This window comes from Variovorax sp. P4_B11 (assembly GCF_056402355.1).
In genome coordinates this window covers 1-24,739 of sequence record NZ_JBFUHO010000006.1, presented here as the reverse complement: position 1 = coordinate 24,739, position 24,739 = coordinate 1, and the positions used below count along the sequence as shown (strand labels likewise).

The window sequence follows — 24,739 nt, the reverse complement described above, 5'->3', positions numbered from 1 at the left end:
ACAGGGGCGGCGGGCTCAGCGCGGGGCCATTCGCAAGGCGCCGTCGAGCCGGATCACCTCGCCGTTGAGGTGGCCGTTGGTGACGATGTGGCAGGCCAGCGCGGCGAACTCCGCGGGATCGCCGAGGCGCGGCGGGAACGGGATCGAGGCCGCCAGCGATTGCTGGATCGGCTCCGGCAGCGTCTTCAGCAGCGGCGTCGCGAACAGGCCCGGCGCGATGGTGCAGACGCGGATGCCGTGCTGCGCGAGGTCGCGCGCCATCGGCAGCGTCATGCCCACCAGGCCGCCCTTGGAGGCGCTGTAGGCCTGCTGGCCGACCTGGCCGTCGAAGGCCGCGACCGAGGCGGTGAACATCATCACGCCGCGCTCGCCGCCTTCCAGCGGGGCCAGTGCGGCGCAGCGCGCGGCATAGAGGCGGCTGATGTTGTAGGCGCCGACCAGGTTGACGTTGACCACGCGCACGAAGTCCTCGAGCGGCGCTGCGCTGCCGTCCTTGCCGACGATCCGCTTGGCGCTGCCGATGCCGGCAACGTTCATGAGGATGCGGGCCGGGCCGTGCGCGGCTTCGGCCTTGTCGAGCGCGGCGGCGACGCTGTCGGTGTTGGTGATGTCGCAGACGCAGGCCACGGCGCAGCCTTTGCCGAATTCATCGCCGATCTCCGCCGCCACCTTCTCGGCCAGCTGCGAATTGACGTCGAGCACCGCGACCTTGGCGCCGAGGCGCGCGAGCTCGCGTGCGGTGGCTTCGCCGAGGCCGGATGCGCCGCCGGTCACGAGTGCGGCTTGTCCCTGGATGTTCATGGCATGTCTCCTTGTGGTCTGTCGGGTCTATCGAGGCTTGAGGGTGAAAGGCAGCGTCCCGGCATGCAGGGCTTCGGCCAGGGCGGCGCGGTGCTTGAGCACGGCGCGCTGGTTGATCGAGCCCTTGTCGGTCACTTCGCCCTTGTCGATCGAAGGCAGCTCGGACACCAGGTGGGCCCGCGCGATGCGGTTGGCGCTGCCGGTGCTGGCGGCCGAGAGGGTGTCGAGCAACTGCTGGAGCCAGGCCTGCACCGGGGCGCTTTCGACCACCTGCTGCAGCGGCGCATCGGCGGCCAGGCCGGCCAGCGTGCGGATCGCCGGGGTCGGGAAGATCAGCGCGCCGACTTCCTTCAGGTTGATGCCGGTCAGCACCGCGTCCTGGACGTGCGGCGCGCCGGCGGTGATGATCTTCGCGCGCAGCGGGCCGACGCTCACGAAGGTGCCGGTGGCGAGCTTGAAGTCTTCGGCGATGCGGCCATCGAAGCGCAGGCCGCGGTGGATGTCCTCCTCGTCGATCCACTGGACGGCGTCGCCGGTGCACAGGAAGCCCTCTTCGTCGAAGGCCTCGCGCGTCGCTTCGGGGGCGCGCCAGTAGCCCGGCGTGACGTTCGGGCCGCGATAGCGCACTTCCACCTTGCCGTCGACCTCGACCAGCTTGAGCGTCATGCCCGGCGTCGGCACGCCGACGTCGCCGGCGCGTACGTCGGGGCTGTTGATGAACATCGCCGACGGGCCCGATTCGGTCATGCCGAGGCCGGTCGCCATCACGATGCGCTCGCCGATCTCCGCTTCCTGGATCTGGTGCAGCAGGTCCCACACCGGCTGCGCGAGCGCCGCGCCGGAATAGAAGAACATGCGCACCCGCGACAGCAGGGTCTTGCGCAGCTGGGCGTCGGTCTGCATGGCGTGCGCGATCGCCTCGAAGCCGGTCGGCACGTTGAAGTAGACGGTGGGCGCGATCTCGCGCAGGTTGCGCAGGGTTTCCGCCATGCCGGCCGGCGTCGGCTTGCCGTCGTCGATGTAGAGCGTGCCGCCGTGGTAGATCGTGATGCCGACGTTGTGGTTGCTGCCGAAGGTGTGGTTCCACGGCAGCCAGTCGACCAGCACCGGGGGCTCCTCGGCCAGCGAGGGCATCGACTGCGCGATCTGCACCTGGTTGGCGCACCACATGCGCTGCGTGTTGATGACCGCCTTGGGCATCTTGGTCGAGCCCGAGGTGAACAGGAACTTGGTGATGGTGTCCGGCCCCGTGGCCTCCATGGCGGCGTCGACCGCATGCGTGGCGGGCGTGGCGAGCAGGCTGTCGAAGGCGGTGATGGCGCGGCCCGCGAGATCGGGCGAGGGTGTTCCCTTGTCCTCCGTGCCGCCGTGGCCGCGATGGAGCACGACCTCGACGTCGGCCGGCACGACCGCGGCGATGGCGCGGCCGAAGCGCGCGGCGTCGCTCGCGAACACCAGGCCGGGCGTGAGCGTTTCGACGATGTGGCGCAGCTTCTCGTAGTCCTGGCTGACGATCGAGTAGGCCGGCGACGCCGGGCAGTAAGGAATACCGGCGTAGATGCAGGCGAGTGCCAGCTTCGCGTGCTCCAGGCTGTTTTCGCTGAGGATCATGACCGGCCGTTCGGCGTCGAGGCCGCGATTCAGCAGGGCTTGCCCGATGCGGCGCGCGTCCTGCAGCGCCTGGGCATAGCTCAGGTGCTTCCATTCGCCCGTGCTGCCGTCGGCCAGTTGCTCGCGCCGCGCCATGAAGCTGCGGTCGGGCGCCACCTCCGCCCAGTGCATCAGGCGGTCGGTGATTCGCTCGGCATAGTCCTTGAGCGGCTCGGCGGCTTGGAGGTAGCGCACGCCCGCCGCGCCTTCGCGCACGCTGACACGGCGCACGCCGAAGGTCACGGGACGGTAGCGCGGCGTGAGGGCCGTGGGGCGATGGGCTTGCATGGGATCCTCGGGTTCTGTCTCAGTTCTTCTGCACCTTGGCGGCCTTGCCCTCGAGGAAGGCGCGCACGCGTTCCTTGGCCTCGGGCGCGCTCTGCGCGATGCCGGCCATCAGCGCTTCGGTGAAGAAGCCATGGTCGGCCGGCTGCTCGGCGATGCGCGGCAGCGCGTGCATCAGCGCGTAGTTGGTCAGCGGGGCATTGGTGGCGACGCGCCTGGCCAGTTCGAGTGCCTTGTCGAAGGCGCTGCCCTCGGCCACCAGGTACTGCGCGAAGCCGGCGCGTTCGCCGTCCTCGGCGTTGTAGACCCGGCCGGTCATCATCATGTCCGTCATGCGGGCGGCGCCGATCAGCTTCGGGATGCGCACCGAGCCGCCGCCGCCGACGAAGATGCCGCGCGAGCCCTCGGGCAGCGCATAGAAGGTGGTGCTGTCGGCCACCCGGATGTGGCAGGCGCTCGCCAGCTCGAGCCCGCCGCCGACCACCGCGCCGTGCAGCGCCGCGATCACCGGCACCGGGCCGTATTGCACGAGGTCGAGCGCCGCGTGCCACATGCGCGAATGCTGCAGCCCCTGGCCGGCGTCCCGCTCCTGGAGCTCCGACAGGTCGAGGCCGGCGCAGAAGTGCGGGCCCTCGCCGTCGATCACCGCGGCACGCACCGAGGAGGGCAGTTTTTCGAAGGCGTCGCGCAGCGCCAGGATCAGCGCGTCGGACAGCGCATTGCGCTTGGTGCCCCGGGTGAGGCGAATGACGGCGATGTCGTCCTGGAGTTCGAGATGGAGGTCGGGGTGGGTCATGATTGCATTCCGGAGTACGATCGATTATGGTTATGAAAGATAACCAATTCAAGCCGCATGATGGTGTGCGGCCCTAGGACTTACCCTAACTATTTGGAGACAGGCCATGGATCATCGGAACCTCATCGCGATCGACACCCACACGCACGCCGAGGTGAGCTGCTGGAACCCCTTCGACAACTACGGCGAGGAGTACGACCGCGCCGCCGACAAGTACTTCAAGTCGGGCCGTCGCCCGACCATCCAGGAAAGCATCGACTACTACCGCGAGCGCAAGATCGGCCTGGTGATGTTCATGGTCGATGCCGAGTCGAACATGGGCCGGCGCCGGATTCCCAACGAGGAAATCGCCGAGGCCGCGCAGAAGAACTCCGACATCATGATCGCCTTCGCCAGCATCGATCCGCACAAGGGCAAGATGGGCGCGCGGGAGGCCCGCCGGCTGATCGAAGAACACGGCGTCAAGGGTTTCAAGTTCCATCCCACGGTGCAGGGCTACCACCCCTACGACAAGATGGCCTGGCCGATTTACGAGGTGATCGCCGAGCATGGCCTGCCGGCCGTGTTCCATACCGGCCACAGCGGCATCGGCTCGGGCATGCGCTGCGGCGGCGGCCTGCGGCTCGAGTACAGCAACCCGATGCATTTGGACGACGTCGCGATCGACTTCCCCGACATGCAGATCGTCATGGCGCACCCGAGCTTCCCCTGGCAGGACGAGGCGCTCAGCGTCGCGACCCACAAGCCCAACGTCTGGATCGACCTCTCGGGCTGGAGCCCGAAGTATTTCCCGAAGCAGCTGGTGCAGTACGCCAACACCCTGCTGAAAGACCGCGTGCTGTTCGCCAGCGACTACCCGCTGATCACGCCCGACCGCTGGCTCAAGGACTTCGAGGACGCCGGCTTCAAGCCCGAGGTGATGCCGGGGATCCTCAAGGGCAACGCGGTGCGGCTGCTCAAGCTCGACCAGTAGGCGCCCGGGCTCAGGGTCGCCGCTCTTCCTCGACCCGGTCGCGGTCCCAGTTGGCGCCGTTGCGCTGGCGCCGCTCCTCGCGCTCGCGCGCCATCTGCTCCTGGAATTGCTGGCGGCCTTTCTTCGCCACCGCGATCAGCTTGGCGCGGTCGCCCTTGTAGTGCGGGTAGGTCTCGTACATCAGCTCGATGTTGCGGCGCCGGAAGCGCATCGCATCCTCGCGCGCCTCGTGCGCCGGCCAGCCGATCGCCTCGAGCACCGAGCGGGCGCTGCGCAGCGAGGATTCGAACATCTCCCGCTCGACGAATTCCACCTTGCGGTCGAGCAGCTGGTAGAGGTGGTTGACGTTGCGCGCCCGCACGATCAGCTTGGCCTGCGTGAAGTGCTTCTGCGCCAGGTCGACGATCTGCAGCGATTGCTCCATGTCGTCGACCGCGATCACCAGCACCTCGGCGCTGCCGGCGCCTGCGGTGCGCAGCAGGTCCAGCCGCGTCGCGTCGCCGTAGAAGACCGGGATGCCGAATTCGCGCAGCGCCTCGATGGTGTCCGGATCGTGGTCCAGCACCGTGATCTTCACGCCCTGAGCGCTCAGCATCCGGCCGATGATCTGGCCGTAGCGCCCGAAGCCGCAGATCACCACCTTGGCGTCCTGCTGCTCGGAGATCTCTTCCATCGTGGTCGGCTTGTGGGCGCTGTAGCGTGGCAGCACCCACCTGTCGATCGCCACCAGCAGCAGCGGCGAGACCAGCATCGACAGCGCCACCGCGGCGATCAGGAAGGAGGCCACGGCGTGCGGCAGCACGTCGGGCCCGGCGGCCTGGAAGACCACGAAGGCGAATTCGCCGCCCTGCGCCAGCAGCAGCGTGAACACCGGCCGCTGCTGATAGGGCACCTGCATGGCCTTGGCCAGCGCGTAGATGACGACGAACTTGACCGCCAGGAAGGACATCACTACCAGCGCCATGAGTGCGGGGTGCTCGATCAGCACGCCGAAATCGATGCTCATGCCGACCGCGATGAAGAACAGGCCCAGCAGCAAGCCCTTGAAGGGCTCGATGTCGGTCTCGAGCTCGCGCCGGTATTCGCTTTCCGCCAGCAGCACGCCGGCGAGGAAGGCACCGAGCGCCATCGAGAGGCCGATGAACTGCATCAGCGCGGCGATCGCGACCACCAGCAGCAGCGAGGTGGCGGTGAAGATCTCGGGCGTGTTGCTGCGCGCGATCCAGCGCAGCAGCGGCCGCAGGGCCAGCCGGCCGCCGACCACGATGGCGGCGACCACGCCGACGATCTTCAGGCCCTCGAGCGTGCGGTCCCATCCGGTCAAGTCCGACCCGGAGTCGGGGCCGACCGCCAGCAGCGGCAGCAGCGCCAGGATCGGAATCGCCGCGACGTCCTGGAACAGCAGGATCGAGAAGCCGGCCTGGCCGCTCGGCGTCAGCAGCAGGTTGCGCTCGGCGAACACCTGCAGCGCGATCGCGGTCGACGACAGCGCCAGCCCGAGGGCCGCGACCAGCGATACGCGCCAGTCGGCGCCCGCCGCGCAGCCGACCGCGAACAGCACCGCGGCGCAGCCCAGCACCTGGGCCGAGCCCCAACCGAAGATCGGCCGCCGCAGGCTCCAGAGCCGCTTGGGCTCGAGCTCGAGGCCGACCAGGAACAGCATCAGCACGACGCCGAACTCGGCGAAATGCAGGATGTCCTCGACGTTGGTGACCAGGCCCAGGCCCCAGGGCCCGATGGCGATGCCGGCCACCAGATAGCCGATGATCGCGCCCAGCCCGAGCGCCTTCGACAGCGGCACCACGAGCACCGCGGCGCCCAGATAGATCAGCGAATTGACCAGCCAGACTGGTGCGTGTTCCATGCTCAGGCTTCCTCGTGGCTGGTCGGCCGGTCGGTCTCGGGCACCGGGCAGCTGATGCAGGCGTCCAGTTCCTCGAGCTCGGGCCAGTCGGGGTAGCTCTGGAGCCGCTCGGTGAAGACCTCGACGTGGGCGCTCAGCTCGGCCGTCGTGGCGCTGCGAGCGCCGTGGAACAGGAGCGGCGGCAGGAAGCGCATGCCGCACAGCGCCGCCGTCTGCTCGTAGGGCGGCAGGAAGGCGTCGAAGAAATAGCGGTTGTAGCTTTCCGGGTGGTAGCTGTCCTCGGGTCCGCCGGTGGTCGCCACCAGCCAGCAGTCCTTGCCTTCCAGCGCCCGGCCGCCGGTGCCGTAGGCCCAGCCGTAGTCGAGCACTTCGTCGACCCAGAGCTTCTGCAGTGCCGGCATCGAATACCACTGGATCGGATGCAGCAGCACCAGCAGGTCGGCGCGGGCCAGGCGGGCCTGCTCGGCCCTGACGTCGATCGCGTAGTCGGGGTAGGTGTCGTAGAGGTCGTTGACGTCGACGCCCGGCGTGGCCTGCGCGGCTTTCAGCAGCCGGAGGTTGACGCGCGATTCGCGCCAATGCGGATGAGCGGCAATCACGTAGATGCGCGACGAACTGTTGTTGTTGGGTGGGCTCGACATGGCGCGAACATTAGCGCACTCCGTAGGCGGCTACCATGACGCTTTTGTTCAGCCTGTCGGAGTCTTGAATGCCGGTAGTCGTGGTCGCCAATCCCAAGGGCGGCGTCGGAAAGTCCACGCTCGCCACCCACATCGCGGGTTATTACGCCAGCCGCGGCTATCCGGTGCTGCTGGGCGACATCGATCGCCAGCAGTCGTCGCGGCTCTGGCTCGGGCTGCGGCCGCCGCAGGCGCGAACCATCCTCAGCTGGGAGGCGACCGAGGACGGCAGCGTGGTGAAGCCGCCACGCGGCACCACCCATGCGGTCATCGACACCCCGGCCGGGCTGCACGGATCGCGGTTCAAGGAGGCGCTGGCATTGGCCGACATGGTGCTGGTGCCCCTGCAGCCGAGCATCTTCGACATCTACGCGACCCGCGATTTCCTCGACAAGCTGCTCGCCAACCGCCATGCCGGCAAGACCCGGATCGGGCTGGTGGGCATGCGCGTGGACGCCCGCACGCTGGCTGCGGACCGACTGCACGAGTTCGTCTCCGGCCTCGAAGTGCCGGTGCTCGGCGAATTGCGCGACACGCAGATCTACGTCCAGTTGGCGGCCCGCGGGCTGACGCTGTTCGACATTGCGCCCGGGCGCGTACAGCGCGACCTCGACCAATGGCAGCCGATCATCCATTGGCTGGAAGCCTGAGAGGCCCCCACGCTCGTCACTTCGTGTACTCGCTGCCCCCCGAGGGGGCGCAGACCGCCTTGGGGCGGCCCGGCGCCGGTCTGAGCCTGAGCCCGTGTTTACCCCGAGCCGCGATGTCCCGGCGTGGACAGGAGCGGTGCCGGGGCACCGCTAAAGTGAAGCGATGAAAAAGACCTTCCAGACCCTTCAGGATCTTGCCGCGTGCGTCGGCCAGGAAGTCGCCGTGAGCGACTGGATCACCATCACTCAGGCGCAGGTCGACCAGTTCGCCGAGGCGACCGGCGATCATCAATGGATCCACGTGGATGTCGAGCGGGCCAAGGCCGGGCCCTTCGGCGGCCCGATCGCCCATGGCTTCCTGACCCTGTCGCTGCTGCCGCGCTTGTATGAAGCGGCCTTCGAGGTCGCCGAATCGCGCATGGGCGTCAACTACGGCCTGAACCGCGTGCGCTTCATGTCGCCGGTGCCGGTCGGCGGCCGGGTCCGTGGCCGCATGAAGCTGCTGAGCTCGGAGCCGATCGCCAACGACGGGCTGCAGATGACCTGGGAAACGACCATCGAGCTCGAAGGATCCCCCAAGCCCGCCTGCGTTGCCGAATCCGTCGTCCGCCGGTATAAGTAGCTCGCCCCCAGGTTGGGCTCACTTCGTGCAGCCCGTCCACCCCCCACCGGGGGCAACACCAGCGGCCTGGCAAAGCCTGTTCCGCGGTGTTTCACGAAGGGGGACCGGGCTGCGCCGGTCCCGCTAGCCGAAGCTGTTTTGGCGCCAGGCCTCGAACACGGTCACCGCCACCGCGTTCGACAGGTTCAGGCTGCGCTGGCCCTCGCGCATCGGCAGCCGCAGCCGCTGCGGCGCGGCGAAGCGCTCGCGCAGTTCGGGCGCCAGTCCGCGCGTCTCCGAACCGAACACCAGCCAGTCGCCGGGGCGGAAGGCCACGTCGTGCACCCGTCGGGTGCCGCGCGTGGTCAGGGCGAACATCCGGTCGGCCGGCGGCTTTTGGCTATCGAGCAGTGCCTGCCAATTGGCGTGGCGCAAGAGCGTGGCGTACTCGTGGTAGTCCAGCCCGGCACGGCGCAGCAGGCGGTCATCCATCGAGAATCCCAGCGGTTCGACCAGGTGCAGGGTGCAACCCGTGTTGGCGGCCAGCCGGATCACGTTGCCGGTGTTGGGCGGGATCTCAGGCTCGACCAGGACGATATGGAACATGCCGCGATTGTCGGTCGCGTGTCCGGCCCTCAGGCCGGCGCCGGGCCGCCCCAAGGCGGCCTGCGGCCCCCTCGGGGGGCAGCGACCCACACGCAGTGGGGAGCGTGGGGGCGAACCAGGCCGGCGCCGGGCCGCCCCAAGGCGGCCTGCGGCCCCCTCGGGGGGCAGCGACCCACACGCAGTGGGGAGCGTGGGGGCCATCCAGGCCGACGCCGGGCCGCCCCAAGGCGGCCTGCGGCCCCCTCGGGGGGCAGCGACCCACACGCAGTGGGGAGCGTGGGGGCGATCCAGGCCGGCGCCGGGCCGCCCCAAGGCGGCCTGCGGCCCCTCGGGGGGCCGCGACCCACACGCAGTGGGGGAGCGTGGGGGCGATCCAGGCCGGCGCCGGGCCGCCCCAAGGCGGCCTGCGGCCCCCTCGGGGGGCAGCGACCCACACGCAGTGGGGGAGCGTGGGGGCTAGCTAGTCGGGCCGGTCGGTCCGCGCCAGCACGATCGCCGTGATGTGGGCGGCGCCACCGGCGCGCAGCACCCGGGCCGCCGAGAACAGCGAGGCGCCGCTGGTCATCACGTCGTCGACCAGCACCACGCGGCGACCCTGTACCTCCTCGGCGCGCAACGGATCCAGTGCGAAGGCACCGTGCAGGCTGCGCAGCCGCTCCTTGCGGGCGAGGCCGCTTTGCGCTGCGGTCTCGCGGGTGCGCAGCAGCAGCCCGGGGGCGCATTTGGCGGCGTCCAGCCGCCGCGCCAGCTCGTAGGCCTGGTTGAAACCGCGCTGGCGCAGCCGAATCGGCGCCAATGGCATCGGCAGCAGGAGATCCGCCGCCTCGAGCGCCGGTTCGACCCAGGGTGCGCTCCTGATCAGCGTGGCCAGCGGCCCGGCGCGGCCGGCGTCGCCGAGGAACTTGAATTCCGCGATGCACTGCGGCCAGGGCCAGACGTAGGCACAGGCCGCCAGGCAGGCGTCGAGCGGCGGCGGATGCAGCAGGCATTCGCCGCACGGCGCCGAACCGGGTCCCAGGGGCAGCGCACAGGTCCCGCAGCGCCGGACCGGCGGCGCGAAGCGCCCGACGCAGGCGTCACAGACCGGCGCCGAAGGCCAGGCCCGGCAGACCGCGCACTGGCTGGGCAGGCGGGCGAGCAGCGACGAGAAAGGCCGTACGGCCCAGCGCTTGAACATCCGTCAATATACTCAGCGGCCCATGTCCACCGACCCCGCACAGCGCCCGCCGACCATCGATGCCACGGCGGCCGCGCGCTGGCGCCGGCTCGCGCCGGCTGCCGAATCCCCCTGGCTGCACGAGGAGATCGGCCGCCGGATGGAAGACCGGCTGCAATGGATCAAGGCGCAGCCGCGCCATTGGGCCGACTGGGCGCCCTTGCGCGGTGGCCTCGAGGCGCATGCGCTGGTCGCGCGCCGCTACCGCGATGCCGAGTCCTTCGTGACCGAGCCGGACCCGGCGCTGGTCGCCGCCACCGCCCGCTCGCTGGCGGCGCCCTGGTGGACAGCGCGCCGCTGGCAAGGCGCCCGGCCCAGCTTCGAGCCGCCGCCCGAGGACGGCGTCGACCTGCTGTGGGCCAACATGGCGCTGCACATGGCGGCCGACCCCCAGGCGCTGATCGCCCGCTGGCACCGGGGGGTCGCGACCGACGGCTTCCTGATGTTCTCCTGCTTCGGGCCCGACACCCTGCAGGAACTGCGCGGCCTGCACCGGCGGCTCGGCTGGCCGCCCGCCAGCCACGAGTTCACCGACATGCACGACTGGGGCGACATGCTGGTCGGCGCCGGCTTCGCCGAACCGGTGATGGACATGGAGCGCATCGTGCTGACCTGGGCCAGTGCCGACGCCGCCCTGGCCGAGCTTCGCACGCTGGGACGCAACCTCCATCCGGGGCGTTTCCCGGCCTTGCGCGGCAAGGCGTGGCGGCGGGCGCTGGGCGCCGCCCTGCCGGAACTCGCGCCGGCCCCCGAGGGGGGCGGGCGGATCGCCCTGACCTTCGAAATCATCTACGGCCATGCCTTCAAGCCGGCCCCGCGCGTGGCGTTGGCGTCCGAAAGTGCGGTTTCCTTGCGCGAAATGCGTTCCATGCTGCAGCGAGGTCGTGTAGGCAACTGAGTCCGCCTTGGCCGACCCGCTACAATTCGCCGCTGCGTGAACTCCCGGGTATTGTCCCGTGATCGAGGCCTGTCCGACCCCAGTTTGACAGCGTGTCGACGCACCGATTTGCTGAACTCGCCCGTGTCGAATTCCGTGTTTCGTTTTGCCACTGTTTCCGGCCAGAGCATCCACTGGTTCCTGAAGCGCAACTGCTCGGTCACGCCGAGCCAGCTCGGCTGGCTGTACGCGTCGCTCTGCGTGGTGTCGCTCGGCATCGGAATGGTCTTCTGGCTGAACGGCGCGCGGCTCGTGCTGCCGTTTGCGTGGCTCGAACTCGCTGCGGTCGGGTTTGCGTTCGTGCTTTATGCGCGGCACGCGACCGATGGCGAGAAGATCGCCTTGCAGGGCGGCAGGCTGGTGGTCGAACTCGAGAGCGGTGGGCACTATGAGCGCACGGAATTCTTGCCGCACCAGGTGCGGGTCGAGCCCCGGGACAGCGATCGCTCGCTGATCGAGGTCTCGGGTCAGGGTCGTTCGGTCAGGGTGGGGCGCTATGTGCGCCCGGAGTTGCGTGCGGCGCTGGCGCGCGAGATTCGCATGGCATTGCGCAGCGCCTGAGGGGGCGACACGCGATGTCGCACCGTGGGGACCGGTGGGGTTAACAGGAAACGAAGAAGTGAACACGATGAAGAGCAATTGGCGGAACAAGATCTGGCCGGCGAATCTGCTGCTGGCGGCCGGCGCGGCGTTCAGCGGCGCGGCGCACGCAGTCAACGACCTGCCCGGCGGCCCGTCGGTTCGTCAATTGAACCTGCCCTTCGGTGTCACGAAGATCTCGCAGGAGCAGCACTTCCTTCACACGGTGATGATGGTGCTTTGCACGGTCATCTTCGTCGCGGTGTTCGCGGTCATGTTCTATTCGATCTGGAAGCACCGCAAGTCGGTCGGCCACAAGGCGGCCAACTTCCATGAATCGGTGGTGGTCGAGGTGATCTGGACCATCGTGCCCTTCCTCATCGTGATCCTGATGGCGCTGCCGGCGACCCGGGTGCTGGTGGCCCAGAAGGACACCACCAACTCCGACCTCACGATCAAGACCACCGGCTATCAGTGGAAGTGGGGCTACGACTACCTCAAGGGCGAAGGCGAGGGCCTGTCCTTCATCTCGACGCTCGACAGCTCGCAGCGCGCGATGTCCAATGCCGGCGCCCGCGGCGACATTCCGGACGACTACCTGCTGAAGGTCGACAACCCGCTGGTGGTGCCGGTCAACGCCAAGATCCGCATCATCACCACCGCCAACGACGTGATCCACGCCTTCGCGGTGCCGCAGCTCGGGGTCAAGCAGGATGCGATCCCCGGCTTCGTGCGCGACACCTGGTTCCGGGCCGAGAAGGTCGGCGACTACTACGGCCAGTGCCAGGAGCTCTGCGGCAAGGAGCACGCCTACATGCCGATCCACGTGAAGGTGCTGGCCGCGGCCGACTACACCGCCTGGGTCGACGGCAAGCGCAAGGAAGCCGCCGCCAAGCAGGACGATCCGACCAAGGTCTGGACCCTGCCCGACCTGCTGGCCCGCGGCGAGAAGGTCTACGCCGCCAACTGTGCGGCCTGCCACCAGGCCAATGGCCGCGGCGCCGGCCCGATCAAGGCGCTCGACGGTTCCCCGACCGTGCTCGACGCCGATCACCAGAAGCAGGTTCACGTGGTGCTCAATGGTCAGAACAACGGCGCGATGCCGGCCTGGAAGCAGCTCAGCGACACCGATATCGCTGCGGTCGTGAGCTTCACCAAGAACGCCTGGTCGAACAAGACCGGTCAATTGGTCCAGCCGTCCGAAGTGCTGGCCGAGCGCGCCAAGTAAGCCGGCGCCCACGAAGAGTTTGCAAGGAATACCAAGATGAGCGCAGTCCTCGACCCCCACGGCCACGCACACGGTCACGACGACCATGCCCACGACGACCACCACGGCGCGCCGGCCGGCTGGCGCCGCTGGGTGTTCGCGACCAACCACAAGGACATCGGCACGCTGTACCTGCTGTTCTCGTTCACGATGCTGATGGTCGGTGGCGTGCTCGCGCTGCTGATCCGCGCCGAGCTGTTCCAGCCCGGCCTGCAGCTGGTGAACCCCGAGCTGTTCAACCAGTTCACCACCATGCACGGCCTGATCATGGTGTTCGGCGCCATCATGCCGGCCTTCGTGGGCTTCGCAAACTGGATGATCCCGCTGCAGATCGGCGCATCCGACATGGCGTTCGCGCGCATGAACAACTTCAGCTTCTGGCTGCTGATCCCGGCGGCGCTGATGCTCGTGGGTTCGTTCTTCATGCCCGGCGGCGCACCCGCCGCGGGCTGGACGCTCTACGCGCCGCTCACCCTGCAGATGGGCCCCTCGATGGACGCCGGCATCTTCGCGATGCACATCATGGGCGCCTCGTCGATCATGGGCTCGATCAACATCATCGTCACCATCCTGAACATGCGCGCCCCCGGCATGACGCTGATGAAGATGCCGATGTTCTGCTGGACCTGGCTCATTACCGCCTACCTGCTGATCGCCGTGATGCCGGTGCTCGCCGGCGCCATCACGATGACGCTGACCGACCGCCACTTCGGCACCAGCTTCTTCAACCCCGCCGGCGGCGGCGACCCGGTGATGTACCAGCACATCTTCTGGTTCTTCGGCCACCCCGAGGTCTACATCATGATCCTGCCGGCCTTCGGCATCATCAGCCAGATCGTGCCGGCCTTCTCGCGCAAGAAGCTGTTCGGCTACGCCTCGATGGTCTACGCGACCTCGTCGATCGCGATCCTGTCGTTCATCGTCTGGGCGCACCACATGTTCACGACCGGCATGCCGCTCACCGGCCAGCTGTTCTTCATGTACGCGACCATGCTGATCGCCGTGCCCACGGCCGTGAAGATCTTCAACTGGGTCGCCACCATGTGGCAGGGCTCGATGACCTTCGAGACCCCGATGCTGTTCGCGGTCGGCTTCATCTTCGTGTTCACGATGGGCGGCTTCACCGGCCTGATCCTGGCAGTCGCGCCGATCGACACCCAGCTGCAGGACACCTACTACGTCGTTGCCCACTTCCACTACGTGCTGGTGGCCGGCTCGCTGTACGCGATGTTCGCGGGCTATTACTACTGGGCGCCGAAGTGGACCGGCGTGATGTACAACGAAGCACGCGGCAAGATCCACTTCTGGTGGTCGCTGATCTCCTTCAACATCACCTTCTTCCCGATGCACTTCCTGGGCCTGGCGGGCATGCCGCGCCGCTATGCCGACTACCCGATGCAGTTCGCCGACTTCAATGCGGTGGCCAGCGTCGGCGCTTTCGCCTTCGGCCTGGCCCAGGTGTACTTCTTCTTCTTCATCGCCCTGCCGACCATGATGGGCAAGGGCGAGAAGGCTCCGCAGAAGCCCTGGGAAGCCGCTGAAGGCCTCGAGTGGGAAGTCCCCTCGCCGGCACCGTTCCACACCTTCGAGACCCCGCCGCGGCTGGACCCCACCGCGACCAAGGTGATCGGCTGACGCGCAGCACGAGATGACTCCCGAACAGAAGAGGAACAACCGCCGCATGGGGCTCACGCTGGCCTCGATCGCGGTGCTGTTCTTCATCGGCTTCATCGTTCGCATGGTCTGGATCGGCCGCTAGGGCCGGGGACTGCATCACCATGGGCATCGGTCAACGCATCCGCCGCGAGAACGTCCGCATGGTCGGCAAGCTGGCCGTTGTCGCGGCCGGCATGTTCGCCTTCGGCTATGCGCTGGTGCCGCTCTATCGCGCCATCTGCGAGATGACCGGCATCAATATCCTGGCCCTGTCGGAGCTGCAGGTGCCGGGCGGCGCCAGCGGCGGCGACAAGGTCCGCGTGCCCGACAACACCCAGGTCGACATGAGCCGCACCATCACGGTCGAGTTCGATGCCAACGTGCGCGGCCTCTGGGATTTCAAGCCCGCGCAGCGTTCGATGGAAGTCCATCCGGGCCAGCTCAACACCGTGATGTACGAGTTCCAGAACGTGCAGAACCGCCGCATGGCGGCCCAGGCGATCCCGAGCTATGCGCCGCAGCAGGCCGCGCCGTACTTCAACAAGCTCGAGTGCTTCTGCTTCAACCAGTACACGCTCGACGCCGGCGAGAAGAAGCAGTGGCCGGTCGCCTTCGTGATCGACCCGAAGATCTCCAGGGACGTGAAGACGATCACGCTGTCGTACACCTTCTTCGAGGTCGGCGGCAAGACGCCGGCGGCGCCGGTGGCCGCCAATGCGGCAGTCGCCGTGCCCGCGACGGAGCCGCGTTCATGAGCTCGCCGGATGTCGCACGCAAGGGCTCGTTGTGGCGCACGGTGAGGACCGTGGGCTGGTCGTTCCTCGGCATCCGCAAGAAGAGCGCCTACCAGGACGATCTCGCCAAGGTCAACCCGCTGCACATCATCGCCGTGGCCTTCGTGGCCGTCGCCCTGTTCGTGGCCGCGCTGATTCTGCTGGTGCGCTGGGTGGCCACCGCCTGATGAACAGAATCCCACAGAAAATGAAGCCAGAGAAGAAAACCAGGACCTGATATGAGCTCAACCACCCACGGCAGCACGCCTTACTACTTCGTGCCCGCGCCATCGGCCTACCCGGTCATGGCCGCGACCGGCCTGCTCTTCGTCATCCTGGGCGCGGCCCAGTGGATCAACGGCCACCAGTGGGGCGCCTGGTCGCTGCTGGCCGGCATGATCATCTGGCTCGGCACGCTCTTCGTCTGGTTCAGAACCTCGATCCGCGAAAGCGAAGGCGGCCTGTACGGCCACAAGGTCGACCTCTCGTTCCGCTGGAGCATGAGCTGGTTCATCTTCTCCGAGGTGATGTTCTTCGGCGCCTTCTTCACCGCGCTGTGGTGGGCCCGCACCCACGCCCTGCCTTCGCTCGGCAGCCTCGACAACGCGCTGCTGTGGCCCGACTTCAAGGCGGTCTGGCCGACCGCGGCCGTCGGCGTGACCGGCTCGCCGGCCGGCACCGTCGAGCCCTTCCAGACCGTCGGCCCGTTCTGGCTGCCGACCATCAACACCGCGCTGCTGCTGAGCTCCGGCGTCACGCTGACGATCGCCCACCATGCGCTGCGTGCCGGCCATCGCGCCCAGAGCGTGCGCTTCATGTGGCTGACCGTGCTGCTCGGCTTCAGCTTCCTGAGCGTCCAGGGCTACGAATACCACCACCTGTACACCGAGCTGAACCTCAAGCTGAGCTCGGGCGCCTACGGCTCGACCTTCTTCATGCTGACCGGCTTCCACGGGCTGCACGTGTTCATCGGCATGCTGATGCTGTTCTTCATCACGCTGCGTCTGCGCCGGGGCCATTTCACGCCGGAGCGCCATTTCGGCTTCGAGGGCGCGGCCTGGTACTGGCACTTCGTCGACGTGGTGTGGCTCGGCCTGTACTTCCTGGTCTATTGGCTTTGAGCATCGGCGACGGCACAACAAAAAAGCGCCGCAAGGCGCTTTTTTCATGGTTCTCCTGGAACGAGCATCATCTACTTGCCGATCGGCAGGCCCCCTGGCTGGATGTAGCCGAGCTTCCACGCCAGCAGGACGCAGAGGAACAAAAGGACCGAAAGACCGATCCGAACAGTGAGCGCGCGCGCCATGCCGCCGCTCTTGGCGCGGCCGTCGCGCCCGTCCCTCAGCATGAAGAACAGCGCCACCGCAAGACTCGCCAGGATGCCCAGGAAGGCGAGGCCGACAAGATATTTCATGAGCCACATTATCGGCCGCCAGCGCCGCCCCCTCCCTTGAACGCGGACTTCGGGGAACCGGACCGTCCCCGGCGCGCCGGCCGCTTCTGGTTCGTCACCGCGGTCGCTCTGCTGACGCTCGCCGCCACGGTCTCGCTGGGCCGCTGGCAGCTGTCGCGCGCGGCGCAGAAGGAAGCCATCCAGGCCGAGATCGACGCGCGAAAGAGCCTTCCGCCGCTCGACCAGCAGGCATTCCTGGCCCTCGGAGACGCCTCTGCCGCCATGCACCGCCCGGTTCGCCTGCGTGGGCTCTGGCTGTCGCCGCACACGGTCTATCTCGACAACCGGCAGATGCACGGCGTGCCGGGTTTCTACGTGCTGACGCCCTTCGCCCTCGAAGGCACCGAGCAGACCGTCCTGATCCAGCGCGGCTGGATCCAGCGCAACTTCACCGACCGGGCCCAGCTGGGCGCTGTCGAGACGCCGAGCGGCCTGGTCGAGGTCACGGCCCGGATCGCGCCGCCGCCGGCCCACCTGCTCGAGCTGGGCAAGGCCGATGCGCCGGCGTCCGCCGCGTCGGCGCCGGCGCCTGCGAGCGCCGCCACGCCTGAAGCCGTGGGGTCTTCGCGCATCCGGCAGAATCTCGGTCTCGAAGCGTTCCGCGCCGAAACCGGGCTGCCGCTGCGGACCGACGTCTCGCTGCAGCAGATCGGGCCGGCTTCCGAGGGCCTGCAGCGCGATTGGCCGGCCCCCGCGCTGGGTGTCGAAAAGCACTACGGCTATGCATTCCAGTGGTTCGGCCTCTCGGCTCTCGTGGTACTCCTCTATGTCTGGTTCCAACTCATCGCCCCCTTCCGCCGCGCACGCCTTGCCCGCCGCGGCTGACGAGCCGCTCGGCCTGACCGTGCACTCGATGCCGTCGCCGCGCCAGGCGCTGGCGGGCGCCGAGGGCCGGCGAACGGTCCAGGGCCGATGGAAGATGGTCTTCGTGCTGCTGTGCTGCGCGGCGCCGGTGATCGCTTCCTACTTCACCTACTACGTGGTGCGTCCCGAAAGCCGGAGCGTCTACGGCGAGCTGATCGATCCTCAGCGCCCGCTGCCGAACGTCGCGGCCACACTGCCGGACGGCAAGACGCTGCGCCTGCCTTCGCTCAAGGGCCAGTGGCTGCTGCTGTCGGTGGCCGATGCCGCTTGCGACGCCCTCTGCGAGCAGCAGCTCTACCTGCAGCGCCAGTTGCGCGAGAGCCTGGGGCGCGAGAAAGACCGGCTCGACCGCGTCTGGCTGGTCAGCGACGACCAGCCGCTGCCCGAGCGCCTGGCCAACGGCTTGCGCGGCGCGACCGTGCTGCGCCTGCCGGCGGCCGACATCGCCAGATGGCTGCCCGCGGTCGCGGGCCATGCGCCGGCGGAGCACCTCTTCGTGGTCGACCCGCTGGGCAACCTCATGATGCGCTTCCCGGCCCGCATGGATGCCGCCGGCGCCAGCCGGGGCAAGCGCGACCTCGACCGCCTGCTGCGCGCTTCCTCGTCCTGGGACGAGGCCGGTCGCTGATTCCGCCATGGACGCCAGTTCGCTCTACGACCTCAAGCCGATCGCCTGGCTGCTGGCGGTGGGCGTGCTGCTGGCCCTCGGCCCGCTGGTCTGGGTCTGGCGCCGCAATGCCGGCGCCGGTGCCGCGCGCCGGCTGCATGCGCTGACCGTGCTCACCCTGTTCCTGACCTTCGACCTGACCCTGTTCGGCGCCTTCACGCGCCTGAGCGATTCGGGCCTGGGCTGCCCCGACTGGCCCGGCTGCTATGGCAATGCCAGTCCGGTCGGCGCCCGCCACGACATCGCGATGGCGCAGGCCGCCCAACCGACCGGGCCCGTGACCCACGGCAAGGCCTGGGTCGAGATGGTCCACCGCTACCTGGCCACCGGCGTCGGCTTCCTGATCCTGGTGCTGGCGATCGCCACCTGGGTGGTGCGCCGTCGCCAGCGACAGGCCGACCATCGCGGCGAGCGCGCGCTGAGCGCCTGGTGGCCGGCGGCCACGCTGGCCTGGGTCTGCCTGCAGGGTGCCTTCGGCGCCCTGACCGTGACCTGGAAGCTGTTCCCCGCCATCGTCACGCTGCACCTGATGGGCGCGGTCGTGCTGCTGGCGCTGCTGTGCATCCAGGCGGTGCGCTATCAGCAGGCGGCGCTGCAGCGCCTGCCGACGGCCCTGCCGTCGGCGCTGCGCACCTTGCTGATCGCCACCACCGTGCTGCTGGGCCTGCAGATTGCGCTGGGCGGCTGGGTCAGCACCAACTATGCCGTCCTGGCCTGCACGCAGTTCCCGATCTGCCAGGACAGTTGGTGGCCGCCGATGGACTTCGCGCAAGGCTTCGAGATCTGGCGCCATCTGGGCGAGACCGGCGCCGGCGCCCCGATCGATTTCACCGCGCTCACCGCGATCCACTATGCGCACCGGCTGATGGCCTATCTCGTGTTCGTCGCCCTCGGCCTGCTGGCCTGGCGGCTGCGCCGCGTCGCGCCGCTGCGGGCCCAGGCGCGCTGGCTCGGCGGTCTCGCGCTGCTGCAGCTTGCCAGCGGCCTCGGCAACGTTCTGCTCGGCTGGCCGCTCGCGGCGGCGCTGCTGCACACCGGCGGCGCCGCCGCGCTGGCGGTGGTGCTGACCTGGACCCTCTGCGAAAGCCGTCGCGCGGGCGCACACAGCGCCGCCGGCGCCGGCAGACGCATACCTACCATGGAGGTGGCCCGATGAGCGCCCCCGTTTCCGTCCCCGCCCAGACCACCGCCAGCGTGCTGCGTCAGTTCTATGCGCTGACCAAGCCGCGGGTGGTTCAACTGATCGTCTTCTGCGCCCTGATCGGCATGGTGCTCGCCGTGCCCGGCGTGCCGACCTGGGCCGACCTGCAGCAGGGCGCGCTGGCCTGCCTCGGCATCTGGCTGGTCGCCGGTGCCGCGGCCGCCTTCAACTGCCTGGTCGAGAAGGGCATCGACGCCAAGATGAAGCGCACCGCCTGGCGGCCGACCGCGCGCGGGCAGCTGAGCGACAAGCAGGCGCTGATCTTCTCGGCGGCGCTGTGCGCGGCCGGCTCGGCGCTGCTCTGGTTCACGGTCAACCCGCTGACCATGTGGCTGACCTTCGCCACCTTCGTCGGCTACGCGGTGGTCTATACCGTGATCCTGAAGCCGCTGACGCCGCAGAACATCGTGATCGGCGGCGCCTCGGGCGCGATGCCGCCGGTGCTCGGCTGGGCCGCCATGTCCGGCGATGTCGGTCCCGAGGCGCTGATCCTGTTCCTGATCATCTTCCTGTGGACGCCGCCGCACTTCTGGGCCCTGGCCCTGTACCGGGTCGAGGACTACCGCAAGGCGGGCCTGCCGATGCTGCCGGTGACGCATGGCAACGAATTCACGCGGCTGCAGGTGCTGCTCTACACCTTCATCCTGTTCGCGGCCTGCCTGATGCCCTTCATCTACGGCATGAGCGGGTGGCTGTACCTGGTGGTCGCGATCGGCGTCAGCATCGGCTTCACCGGCTATGCCTTCGCGCTGTGGCGCAACTACTCCGATGCGCTGGCGCGCAAGACCTTCCGTTTCTCGCTGATCCACCTGAGCGTGCTGTTCGCGGGGCTGCTGGTCGACCACTACCTCCAATGACCCCATCCATGAACAAGCGGCAAGCGCTCCGGACCCTGGCCTGGACCGGCGTCGCCGCGGTCGCCGGCCTGCACCTCGCGGCCTGCACCGAGGCCAAGCCCAGCTTCCACGCGGTCGACATCACCGGCGCCGACTACGCCCGCGATTTTTCCCTGACCGACGCCGACGGCAAGCTGCGCACGCTGGCCGACTTCAAGGGCAAGGCGGTGGTGCTGTTCTTCGGCTACGCCCAGTGCCCCGATGTCTGCCCGACCACCATGAGCGAGATGGCGCAGGTCAGGCAGCAGCTGGGCGCCGACGGCGACAAGCTGCAGGTGGTGTTCGTCACGGTCGATCCGGCCCGCGACACGCCGGAGGTCATGAAGGCCTACATGGGGGCCTTCGACCCGTCCTTCATCGCCTTGATCCCGACGCCGGACCAGCTCGCGGCGTTGGCCAAGGACTTCAAGGTCTACTTCAAGAAGGTCGACGGCAAGACGCCGACCAGCTACTCGATGGACCACTCGGCGGCGAGCTTCGTCTACGACCCGCAAGGCCGGCTGCGCCTGTATGCGCGCTATGGCGCCGGCGTGGCGCCGATGGTCGAGGATCTCAAGGTCCTGCTCAAGTCATGAGCGCCGCCCGGCCGCCCGAAGGCGCTCGCACCGCAGTGCGAAGCACGGAGGTTGCCTTATGAGCGCCGCGCCGGGCCGCCCCAAGCAAGCCCGCACCGCAGTGCGGAGAGCGGAGCTTGCCTGATGTGCGCCGTGGTCTCGCTTGATCACCTGAAGCAGCGCAAGGGAGCCTTCCGCATCGCGCTGATCCCGCCGGAGGTGCTGGAGGCGCTCAACGACGGCCTGATCGAGACTGTCAACCTCAACGAGTTCATGGCGCTGGAACTGCCCCGGCTGGCGCGCGGCGTGGCCGCGCAGATCGGGCTCGATGCGGCCAGCGAGCGCCTGCTCGACACCTTCGCGATGCTGGGCGCCTTCAAGCCGATGCAGCGGCACGGCCACGTCGCGCGGGCGCTCTACGACCTGACGGCGGTGCATCCGGAGCGCGATGCGGTGGCGCACCGGCTGGCCACCCACCCGAGCGACGTGGCGCGCTGCTGGGCGACGCAGTGGATCCCGATGTCGGGGCTGGCGCTGCCCGAGCAGCTGGCGGCGGCTCGCCGCTTTGCCGCCGATCCGCATTTCGGCGTCCGCGAGATGGCCTGGATGGGCGTGCGCGAAGCGACCATCCGCTCGCTCGAGCAGGCCCTGGCGCTGCTGCAGCCCTGGACCGCCGACCCGGACCCGAACATCCGCCGCTTCGCCAGCGAACTGACCCGTCCGCGCGGCGTCTGGTGCGCCCAGATCGAGCGCCTCAAGGCCGAGCCCTGGCTGGCCTTGCCGCTGCTGGAGCCGCTGAAGGCGGACAGCAGCCGCTACGTCCAGAACTCGGTCGCCAACTGGCTCAACGACGCCAGCCGGACGCAGCCGGACTGGGTAGAAGCGACCTGCGTGCGCTGGCTGGCCGAAAGCGATGCGGCCGAAACCCGCTACATCGCGCGCCGGGCATCGAGGACGCTGGCGAAGCGGGCGCCCGAGGCGGCCTAGGATGAAACACCCCCCGAAGCGCCTGCGGCGCCTCCCCCCTCAAGGGGGGCGATACCAGCGGCCCGGCAAAGCCGGTTCCGCGGTATCCCTGGCATTTGGCTGCGCCGGTTTCATGCGTCGCGGGTCACGCGATCACTTGGTGGTGCACTGACAACGAAAAAGCCCGGCGCGGGCCGGGCTTTTTCGCGGGTGGAGGCGCTCAGGCGTATTCGGCCAGGGCCTTCTTCATCTTCTTCATGGCCGCCACTTCGATCTGGCGAATGCGCTCGGCGCTCACGCCATAGACCGCGGCCAGGTCGTGCAAGGTCATGCCGCCCGAGCCGTCGTCGTTGACCTTGAGCCAGCGCTCTTCGACGATGCGGCGGCTGCGGTCGTCCAAAGCCTCCAGTGCGGTCGAGATGCCATCGGTCGACAACCGGTCGCGTTGCCGCGATTCGATCTGGGCGGTTGGCTCCTGCGTCGCGTCGGCCAGGTAGGCGATCGGGCCGAAGCCTTCGTCGCCGTCGTCGGACGGGCTCGGATCGAGCAGCACGTCGCCGCCCGAGAGCCGGGTTTCCATCTCGAGCACTTCCTCGGGCTTCACGTTGAGCCGGGTCGCCATCTGCGAAACCTCGTCCGGGCTCAGCGTGTCGCGGTGGGTGCCGCCGTCCGCTGCGGCCGAATCGGCCTTGAAGCCCTGCTTCATGGAGCGCAGGTTGAAGAACAACTTGCGCTGGGCCTTGGTCGTCGCGACCTTGACCATGCGCCAGTTCTTCAGGATGTACTCGTGGATCTCGGCCTTGATCCAGTGCATGGCGTAGCTGACCAGCCGCACGCCCTGGTCGGGATCGAAGCGCTTGACGGCCTTCATGAGGCCGACGTTGCCTTCCTGGATCAGGTCGCCATGCGGCAGCCCGTAACCAAGATATTGGCGAGAGATGGATACAACAAGACGCAGATGCGACAAGATGAGCGCACCGGCGGCTTCGAGATCGTTGTCGTCGCGCAGCTTGCGCGCAAAGCCCTGCTCTTCTTCGAGCGTCAGCAGCGGCAGCCGGTTGGCTGCAGAGATGTAGGCGTCCAAGTTACCCAGCGAGGGCACCATCGACCACGGGTTGGCGACGGCAAGCTGGTTGGCAGAGGCTCCAGACAGTGTTGTCATTGGGGAAACTCCTTCGTTCATAGCCATATTAGCACTCGATTGGAGGGAGTGCTAAGCTAAGGGTTCCCCCTTATTTTCTATGGGGTCGATAGCCGGCGGGCCTGTCCGGCGGGCCTACCAGCGGATGCCGAGACGCTCGAAGACCTTGGACAGCACGAACAGCGGGCCGACCCAGAGGTATTGGATGTCTTCGAAGAAGGAAGGTTTCCTGCCTTCGATCTTGTGGCCGATGAACTGGAAGATCCAGGCCACCACGAAGATGACGGCGGACACCGGCAAGACAAGGCCGCCCATCGCATGCACCAGCGCCAGCAGCGCGACCGTGCCGACGAGCATGGTCGCCAGGAAGGCCGGGGAGCGCAGGGTCGCGTAGTAGACCAGGCTGGCGGCGACGAAGGCGTAGGCGACCCAGGGATGGAGGGCGAACAGCAGCCCGACGATGCTCAGCATGATCGCCGGGATGGCGACCATGTGGATCGCCTCGTTGGTCGGATGGCGGTGGCTCTCGCCGTAGTGGGCGAGCAGGCGATCGACCTTGCGGTCGGCGTCGGCGAGCGGGGCGGCTGCGGTGTCCATGCGGGTCTCCTGGGGGCCTCTTGGCGGGCACCGACCATGATGCCAGAGCGCCCCCAGGCGCACAAACCTCGCCGGGCTAGCCGAGCAGGGCCTGGGCGAATTCCCGGGCGTTGAAGGTTTCCAGGTCTTCGAGCTTTTCGCCGACACCGATGAAATAGACCGGGATCGGCCGCTCGCGCGCGATCGCGCACAGCACGCCGCCCTTGGCCGTGCCGTCGAGCTTGGTCACGACCAGGCCGGTCAGGCCCAGTGCCTCGTCGAAGGACTTGACCTGCGCCAGCGCGTTCTGGCCGGTGTTGCCGTCGATCACCAGCAGCACCTCGTGCGGCGCCGTGGGGTCGGCCCGGTTGACGACCCGCTTGATCTTCTTGAGCTCGTCCATCAGGTGGATCTGGGTCGGCAACCGGCCGGCGGTGTCGACCAGCACCACGTCCTTGCCGCGTGCCTTGCCCGCGTTGACCGCGTCGAAGCTCACGGCGGCCGGGTCTCCGCCTTCCTGGCTCACGATCTCGACCGTGTTGCGGTCGGCCCAGACCAGCAGCTGCTCGCGCGCCGCAGCACGGAAGGTGTCGGCCGCCGCCAGCAGCACCGAGGCGCCCTCGTTGGCCAGGTGCTTGGTGAGCTTGCCGATCGACGTGGTCTTGCCGGCACCATTGACGCCGGCGACCATGATCACGGTCGGTGTGTGCTCGCCGATCACCAGCGACTTCTCCAGCGGCTGCAGCAGGTCCGTGATGGCGTCGGCCAGCAGCAGCTTGACCTGCGCCGCGTCGGTCGCCATCTGGCTCTTGACGCGGCGGCGCAGGTCTTCCAGCAGATGTTCGGTGGCCTTGACGCCGGTGTCGGCCATCAGCAGCGCTTCTTCGAGCTCCTCGTACAGCGCGTCGTCGATCTGGGCATTGACGAAGGCGGCGGTGATCGAGTTGCCGGTCTTGCGCAAGCCGTTCCTGAGCTTGCCGAGCCAGCCGCTGCGCTCGGGGGCGGGTGCAGCGGCGGGCGCGGGAGGCGGCGGCGGTACAGGCGGCGGCGCGGGAACCGGCACCGGCTCGGGAACCGGCACCGGCTC

28 protein-coding genes are annotated in these 24,739 nt (G+C 68.3%); 17 read left to right on the top strand and 11 right to left on the bottom strand.

Translation table 11 applies throughout. The annotated features are described in order from the left end of the window. Positions 1–15: 15 nt before the first annotated feature. The 3 genes from AC1DYD_RS08315 to AC1DYD_RS08305 are packed head-to-tail and all read right to left on the bottom strand — an operon-like array spanning position 16 to position 3,532. Positions 16–801, bottom strand: coding sequence for an SDR family NAD(P)-dependent oxidoreductase (locus tag AC1DYD_RS08315; protein WP_478172277.1), 786 nt, complete (start codon positions 799–801; stop codon positions 16–18). Between the two features lie 27 nt (positions 802–828). Continuing rightward, positions 829–2,739, bottom strand: a complete 1,911-nt coding sequence (locus AC1DYD_RS08310; RefSeq protein WP_478172276.1) for a feruloyl-CoA synthase — start codon at positions 2,737–2,739, stop codon at positions 829–831. A 19-nt stretch (positions 2,740–2,758) separates the two neighbouring features. Next, positions 2,759–3,532 carry a crotonase/enoyl-CoA hydratase family protein gene (locus tag AC1DYD_RS08305; protein WP_478172275.1) on the bottom strand — a complete coding sequence of 258 codons (774 nt, stop codon included), beginning with the start codon at positions 3,530–3,532 and terminating at the stop codon, positions 2,759–2,761. A gap of 106 nt (positions 3,533–3,638) precedes the next feature. On the opposite strand from AC1DYD_RS08305, the gene AC1DYD_RS08300 reads away from it, so the two are divergent. After that, positions 3,639–4,505, top strand: coding sequence for an amidohydrolase family protein (locus tag AC1DYD_RS08300; RefSeq protein ID WP_478172274.1), 867 nt, complete (start codon positions 3,639–3,641; stop codon positions 4,503–4,505). Positions 4,506–4,515: 10 nt separating this feature from the next. Here AC1DYD_RS08300 and kefC read toward each other — a convergent pair whose 3' ends face one another. Together kefC and kefF are read right to left on the bottom strand one after the other, a co-directional pair. Further along, positions 4,516–6,369, bottom strand: coding sequence for a glutathione-regulated potassium-efflux system protein KefC (kefC, locus tag AC1DYD_RS08295; RefSeq protein ID WP_478172273.1), 1,854 nt, complete (start codon positions 6,367–6,369; stop codon positions 4,516–4,518). A gap of 2 nt (positions 6,370–6,371) precedes the next feature. Next, a complete protein-coding gene (gene kefF, locus AC1DYD_RS08290) occupies positions 6,372–7,010 on the bottom strand; it encodes a glutathione-regulated potassium-efflux system oxidoreductase KefF (protein WP_478172272.1) in 639 nt (212 codons plus the stop codon). Between the two features lie 68 nt (positions 7,011–7,078). Here kefF and AC1DYD_RS08285 point away from each other — a divergent pair, with 68 nt between their 5' ends. Both AC1DYD_RS08285 and AC1DYD_RS08280 read left to right on the top strand, forming a co-directional pair. Further along, positions 7,079–7,699, top strand: coding sequence for a ParA family protein (locus AC1DYD_RS08285; RefSeq protein WP_478172271.1), 621 nt, complete (start codon positions 7,079–7,081; stop codon positions 7,697–7,699). Positions 7,700–7,862: 163 nt separating this feature from the next. Beyond that, entirely contained in the window at positions 7,863–8,321 is a 459-nt protein-coding gene (locus AC1DYD_RS08280) for a MaoC family dehydratase (protein WP_478172270.1), read from the top strand. A gap of 123 nt (positions 8,322–8,444) precedes the next feature. On the opposite strand, the gene AC1DYD_RS08275 is transcribed toward AC1DYD_RS08280, so the two are convergent. Together AC1DYD_RS08275 and AC1DYD_RS08270 are read right to left on the bottom strand one after the other, a co-directional pair. Continuing rightward, on the bottom strand, positions 8,445–8,906 hold the full coding sequence (locus tag AC1DYD_RS08275; protein WP_478172269.1) for a tRNA (cytidine(34)-2'-O)-methyltransferase: 462 nt from the start codon (positions 8,904–8,906) through the stop codon (positions 8,445–8,447). 460 nt (positions 8,907–9,366) lie between these two features. Then, complete coding sequence (locus AC1DYD_RS08270; RefSeq protein ID WP_478172268.1) at positions 9,367–10,083, bottom strand: phosphoribosyltransferase family protein; 717 nt, start codon at positions 10,081–10,083, stop codon at positions 9,367–9,369. Between the two features lie 22 nt (positions 10,084–10,105). On the opposite strand from AC1DYD_RS08270, the gene AC1DYD_RS08265 reads away from it, so the two are divergent. From AC1DYD_RS08265 to AC1DYD_RS08230, 8 genes are all read left to right on the top strand, one after another. Next, positions 10,106–11,020: a biotin synthase gene (locus AC1DYD_RS08265; protein ID WP_478172267.1), complete on the top strand. Its 915-nt coding sequence runs from the start codon at positions 10,106–10,108 to the stop codon at positions 11,018–11,020. Positions 11,021–11,143: 123 nt separating this feature from the next. Then, positions 11,144–11,620: a DUF2244 domain-containing protein gene (locus tag AC1DYD_RS08260; RefSeq protein ID WP_478172442.1), complete on the top strand. Its 477-nt coding sequence runs from the start codon at positions 11,144–11,146 to the stop codon at positions 11,618–11,620. A gap of 67 nt (positions 11,621–11,687) precedes the next feature. Next, entirely contained in the window at positions 11,688–12,866 is a 1,179-nt protein-coding gene (gene coxB / locus AC1DYD_RS08255; protein ID WP_478172266.1) for a cytochrome c oxidase subunit II, read from the top strand. 36 nt (positions 12,867–12,902) lie between these two features. Then, positions 12,903–14,540, top strand: coding sequence for a cytochrome c oxidase subunit I (gene ctaD / locus AC1DYD_RS08250; protein ID WP_478172265.1), 1,638 nt, complete (start codon positions 12,903–12,905; stop codon positions 14,538–14,540). 13 nt (positions 14,541–14,553) lie between these two features. Further along, the gene (locus AC1DYD_RS08245) at positions 14,554–14,664 is read left to right on the top strand and encodes a cytochrome oxidase small assembly protein (RefSeq protein WP_286539281.1); all 111 of its coding nucleotides are present in this window, start codon (positions 14,554–14,556) and stop codon (positions 14,662–14,664) included. Between the two features lie 19 nt (positions 14,665–14,683). Next, on the top strand, positions 14,684–15,316 hold the full coding sequence (locus AC1DYD_RS08240) for a cytochrome c oxidase assembly protein (protein ID WP_478172264.1): 633 nt from the start codon (positions 14,684–14,686) through the stop codon (positions 15,314–15,316). Continuing rightward, complete coding sequence (locus AC1DYD_RS08235) at positions 15,313–15,522, top strand: DUF2970 domain-containing protein (protein ID WP_478172263.1); 210 nt, start codon at positions 15,313–15,315, stop codon at positions 15,520–15,522. Before AC1DYD_RS08240 ends, AC1DYD_RS08235 begins: the two co-directional genes overlap by 4 nt. 51 nt (positions 15,523–15,573) lie before the next feature. Further along, the gene (locus AC1DYD_RS08230) at positions 15,574–16,455 is read left to right on the top strand and encodes a cytochrome c oxidase subunit 3 (RefSeq protein WP_478172262.1); all 882 of its coding nucleotides are present in this window, start codon (positions 15,574–15,576) and stop codon (positions 16,453–16,455) included. Positions 16,456–16,526: 71 nt separating this feature from the next. Here AC1DYD_RS08230 and AC1DYD_RS08225 read toward each other — a convergent pair whose 3' ends face one another. Then, complete coding sequence (locus AC1DYD_RS08225) at positions 16,527–16,748, bottom strand: twin transmembrane helix small protein (RefSeq protein ID WP_478172261.1); 222 nt, start codon at positions 16,746–16,748, stop codon at positions 16,527–16,529. 36 nt (positions 16,749–16,784) lie between these two features. On the opposite strand from AC1DYD_RS08225, the gene AC1DYD_RS08220 reads away from it, so the two are divergent. The 6 genes from AC1DYD_RS08220 to AC1DYD_RS08195 all read left to right on the top strand — a co-directional run bounded on the left by AC1DYD_RS08220 (position 16,785) and on the right by AC1DYD_RS08195 (position 21,956). After that, entirely contained in the window at positions 16,785–17,612 is an 828-nt protein-coding gene (locus AC1DYD_RS08220; protein ID WP_478172260.1) for an SURF1 family protein, read from the top strand. After that, positions 17,554–18,279: an SCO family protein gene (locus AC1DYD_RS08215; protein WP_478172259.1), complete on the top strand. Its 726-nt coding sequence runs from the start codon at positions 17,554–17,556 to the stop codon at positions 18,277–18,279. Before AC1DYD_RS08220 ends, AC1DYD_RS08215 begins: the two co-directional genes overlap by 59 nt. Positions 18,280–18,286: 7 nt before the next feature. Further along, positions 18,287–19,474: a COX15/CtaA family protein gene (locus AC1DYD_RS08210; protein WP_478172258.1), complete on the top strand. Its 1,188-nt coding sequence runs from the start codon at positions 18,287–18,289 to the stop codon at positions 19,472–19,474. Beyond that, entirely contained in the window at positions 19,471–20,376 is a 906-nt protein-coding gene (cyoE, locus tag AC1DYD_RS08205; RefSeq protein WP_478172257.1) for a heme o synthase, read from the top strand. The genes AC1DYD_RS08210 and cyoE overlap by 4 nt, the downstream gene beginning before the upstream one ends. A gap of 8 nt (positions 20,377–20,384) precedes the next feature. After that, on the top strand, positions 20,385–20,990 hold the full coding sequence (locus AC1DYD_RS08200) for an SCO family protein (RefSeq protein ID WP_478172256.1): 606 nt from the start codon (positions 20,385–20,387) through the stop codon (positions 20,988–20,990). Positions 20,991–21,113: 123 nt separating this feature from the next. Then, positions 21,114–21,956 (top strand): DNA alkylation repair protein, encoded by an 843-nt coding sequence (locus AC1DYD_RS08195; protein ID WP_478172255.1) that lies wholly within the window; start codon positions 21,114–21,116, stop codon positions 21,954–21,956. Between the two features lie 199 nt (positions 21,957–22,155). Here the strand turns inward: AC1DYD_RS08195 and rpoH are convergent, their stop codons facing one another. The 3 genes from rpoH to ftsY form a co-directional block, all read right to left on the bottom strand. Continuing rightward, positions 22,156–23,097 (bottom strand): RNA polymerase sigma factor RpoH, encoded by a 942-nt coding sequence (gene rpoH / locus AC1DYD_RS08190; RefSeq protein ID WP_478172254.1) that lies wholly within the window; start codon positions 23,095–23,097, stop codon positions 22,156–22,158. 114 nt (positions 23,098–23,211) lie between these two features. Further along, positions 23,212–23,673 carry an Mpo1 family 2-hydroxy fatty acid dioxygenase gene (locus tag AC1DYD_RS08185; protein ID WP_478172253.1) on the bottom strand — a complete coding sequence of 154 codons (462 nt, stop codon included), beginning with the start codon at positions 23,671–23,673 and terminating at the stop codon, positions 23,212–23,214. A gap of 76 nt (positions 23,674–23,749) precedes the next feature. After that, on the bottom strand, positions 23,750–24,739 hold a 990-nt coding region (gene ftsY, locus AC1DYD_RS08180; protein ID WP_478172252.1), incomplete at its 5' end, for a signal recognition particle-docking protein FtsY.

What these genes read in the sequence shown, in the direction of transcription:
- AC1DYD_RS08315 (WP_478172277.1), bottom strand. Translation starts at nt 801, where the DNA reads ATGAACATCCAGGGACAAGCCGCACTCGTGACCGGCGGCGCATCCGGC.
- AC1DYD_RS08310 (WP_478172276.1), bottom strand. Translation starts at nt 2,739, where the DNA reads ATGCAAGCCCATCGCCCCACGGCCCTCACGCCGCGCTACCGTCCCGTG.
- AC1DYD_RS08305 (WP_478172275.1), bottom strand. Translation starts at nt 3,532, where the DNA reads ATGACCCACCCCGACCTCCATCTCGAACTCCAGGACGACATCGCCGTC.
- AC1DYD_RS08300 (WP_478172274.1), top strand. Translation starts at nt 3,639, where the DNA reads ATGGATCATCGGAACCTCATCGCGATCGACACCCACACGCACGCCGAG.
- kefC (WP_478172273.1), bottom strand. Translation starts at nt 6,369, where the DNA reads ATGGAACACGCACCAGTCTGGCTGGTCAATTCGCTGATCTATCTGGGC.
- kefF (WP_478172272.1), bottom strand. Translation starts at nt 7,010, where the DNA reads ATGTCGAGCCCACCCAACAACAACAGTTCGTCGCGCATCTACGTGATT.
- AC1DYD_RS08285 (WP_478172271.1), top strand. Translation starts at nt 7,079, where the DNA reads ATGCCGGTAGTCGTGGTCGCCAATCCCAAGGGCGGCGTCGGAAAGTCC.
- AC1DYD_RS08280 (WP_478172270.1), top strand. Translation starts at nt 7,863, where the DNA reads ATGAAAAAGACCTTCCAGACCCTTCAGGATCTTGCCGCGTGCGTCGGC.
- AC1DYD_RS08275 (WP_478172269.1), bottom strand. Translation starts at nt 8,906, where the DNA reads ATGTTCCATATCGTCCTGGTCGAGCCTGAGATCCCGCCCAACACCGGC.
- AC1DYD_RS08270 (WP_478172268.1), bottom strand. Translation starts at nt 10,083, where the DNA reads ATGTTCAAGCGCTGGGCCGTACGGCCTTTCTCGTCGCTGCTCGCCCGC.
- AC1DYD_RS08265 (WP_478172267.1), top strand. Translation starts at nt 10,106, where the DNA reads ATGTCCACCGACCCCGCACAGCGCCCGCCGACCATCGATGCCACGGCG.
- coxB (WP_478172266.1), top strand. Translation starts at nt 11,688, where the DNA reads ATGAAGAGCAATTGGCGGAACAAGATCTGGCCGGCGAATCTGCTGCTG.
- ctaD (WP_478172265.1), top strand. Translation starts at nt 12,903, where the DNA reads ATGAGCGCAGTCCTCGACCCCCACGGCCACGCACACGGTCACGACGAC.
- AC1DYD_RS08245 (WP_286539281.1), top strand. Translation starts at nt 14,554, where the DNA reads ATGACTCCCGAACAGAAGAGGAACAACCGCCGCATGGGGCTCACGCTG.
- AC1DYD_RS08240 (WP_478172264.1), top strand. Translation starts at nt 14,684, where the DNA reads ATGGGCATCGGTCAACGCATCCGCCGCGAGAACGTCCGCATGGTCGGC.
- AC1DYD_RS08235 (WP_478172263.1), top strand. Translation starts at nt 15,313, where the DNA reads ATGAGCTCGCCGGATGTCGCACGCAAGGGCTCGTTGTGGCGCACGGTG.
- AC1DYD_RS08230 (WP_478172262.1), top strand. Translation starts at nt 15,574, where the DNA reads ATGAGCTCAACCACCCACGGCAGCACGCCTTACTACTTCGTGCCCGCG.
- AC1DYD_RS08225 (WP_478172261.1), bottom strand. Translation starts at nt 16,748, where the DNA reads ATGAAATATCTTGTCGGCCTCGCCTTCCTGGGCATCCTGGCGAGTCTT.
- AC1DYD_RS08215 (WP_478172259.1), top strand. Translation starts at nt 17,554, where the DNA reads ATGTCTGGTTCCAACTCATCGCCCCCTTCCGCCGCGCACGCCTTGCCC.
- AC1DYD_RS08210 (WP_478172258.1), top strand. Translation starts at nt 18,287, where the DNA reads ATGGACGCCAGTTCGCTCTACGACCTCAAGCCGATCGCCTGGCTGCTG.
- cyoE (WP_478172257.1), top strand. Translation starts at nt 19,471, where the DNA reads ATGAGCGCCCCCGTTTCCGTCCCCGCCCAGACCACCGCCAGCGTGCTG.
- AC1DYD_RS08200 (WP_478172256.1), top strand. Translation starts at nt 20,385, where the DNA reads ATGAACAAGCGGCAAGCGCTCCGGACCCTGGCCTGGACCGGCGTCGCC.
- AC1DYD_RS08195 (WP_478172255.1), top strand. Translation starts at nt 21,114, where the DNA reads ATGTGCGCCGTGGTCTCGCTTGATCACCTGAAGCAGCGCAAGGGAGCC.
- rpoH (WP_478172254.1), bottom strand. Translation starts at nt 23,097, where the DNA reads ATGACAACACTGTCTGGAGCCTCTGCCAACCAGCTTGCCGTCGCCAAC.
- AC1DYD_RS08185 (WP_478172253.1), bottom strand. Translation starts at nt 23,673, where the DNA reads ATGGACACCGCAGCCGCCCCGCTCGCCGACGCCGACCGCAAGGTCGAT.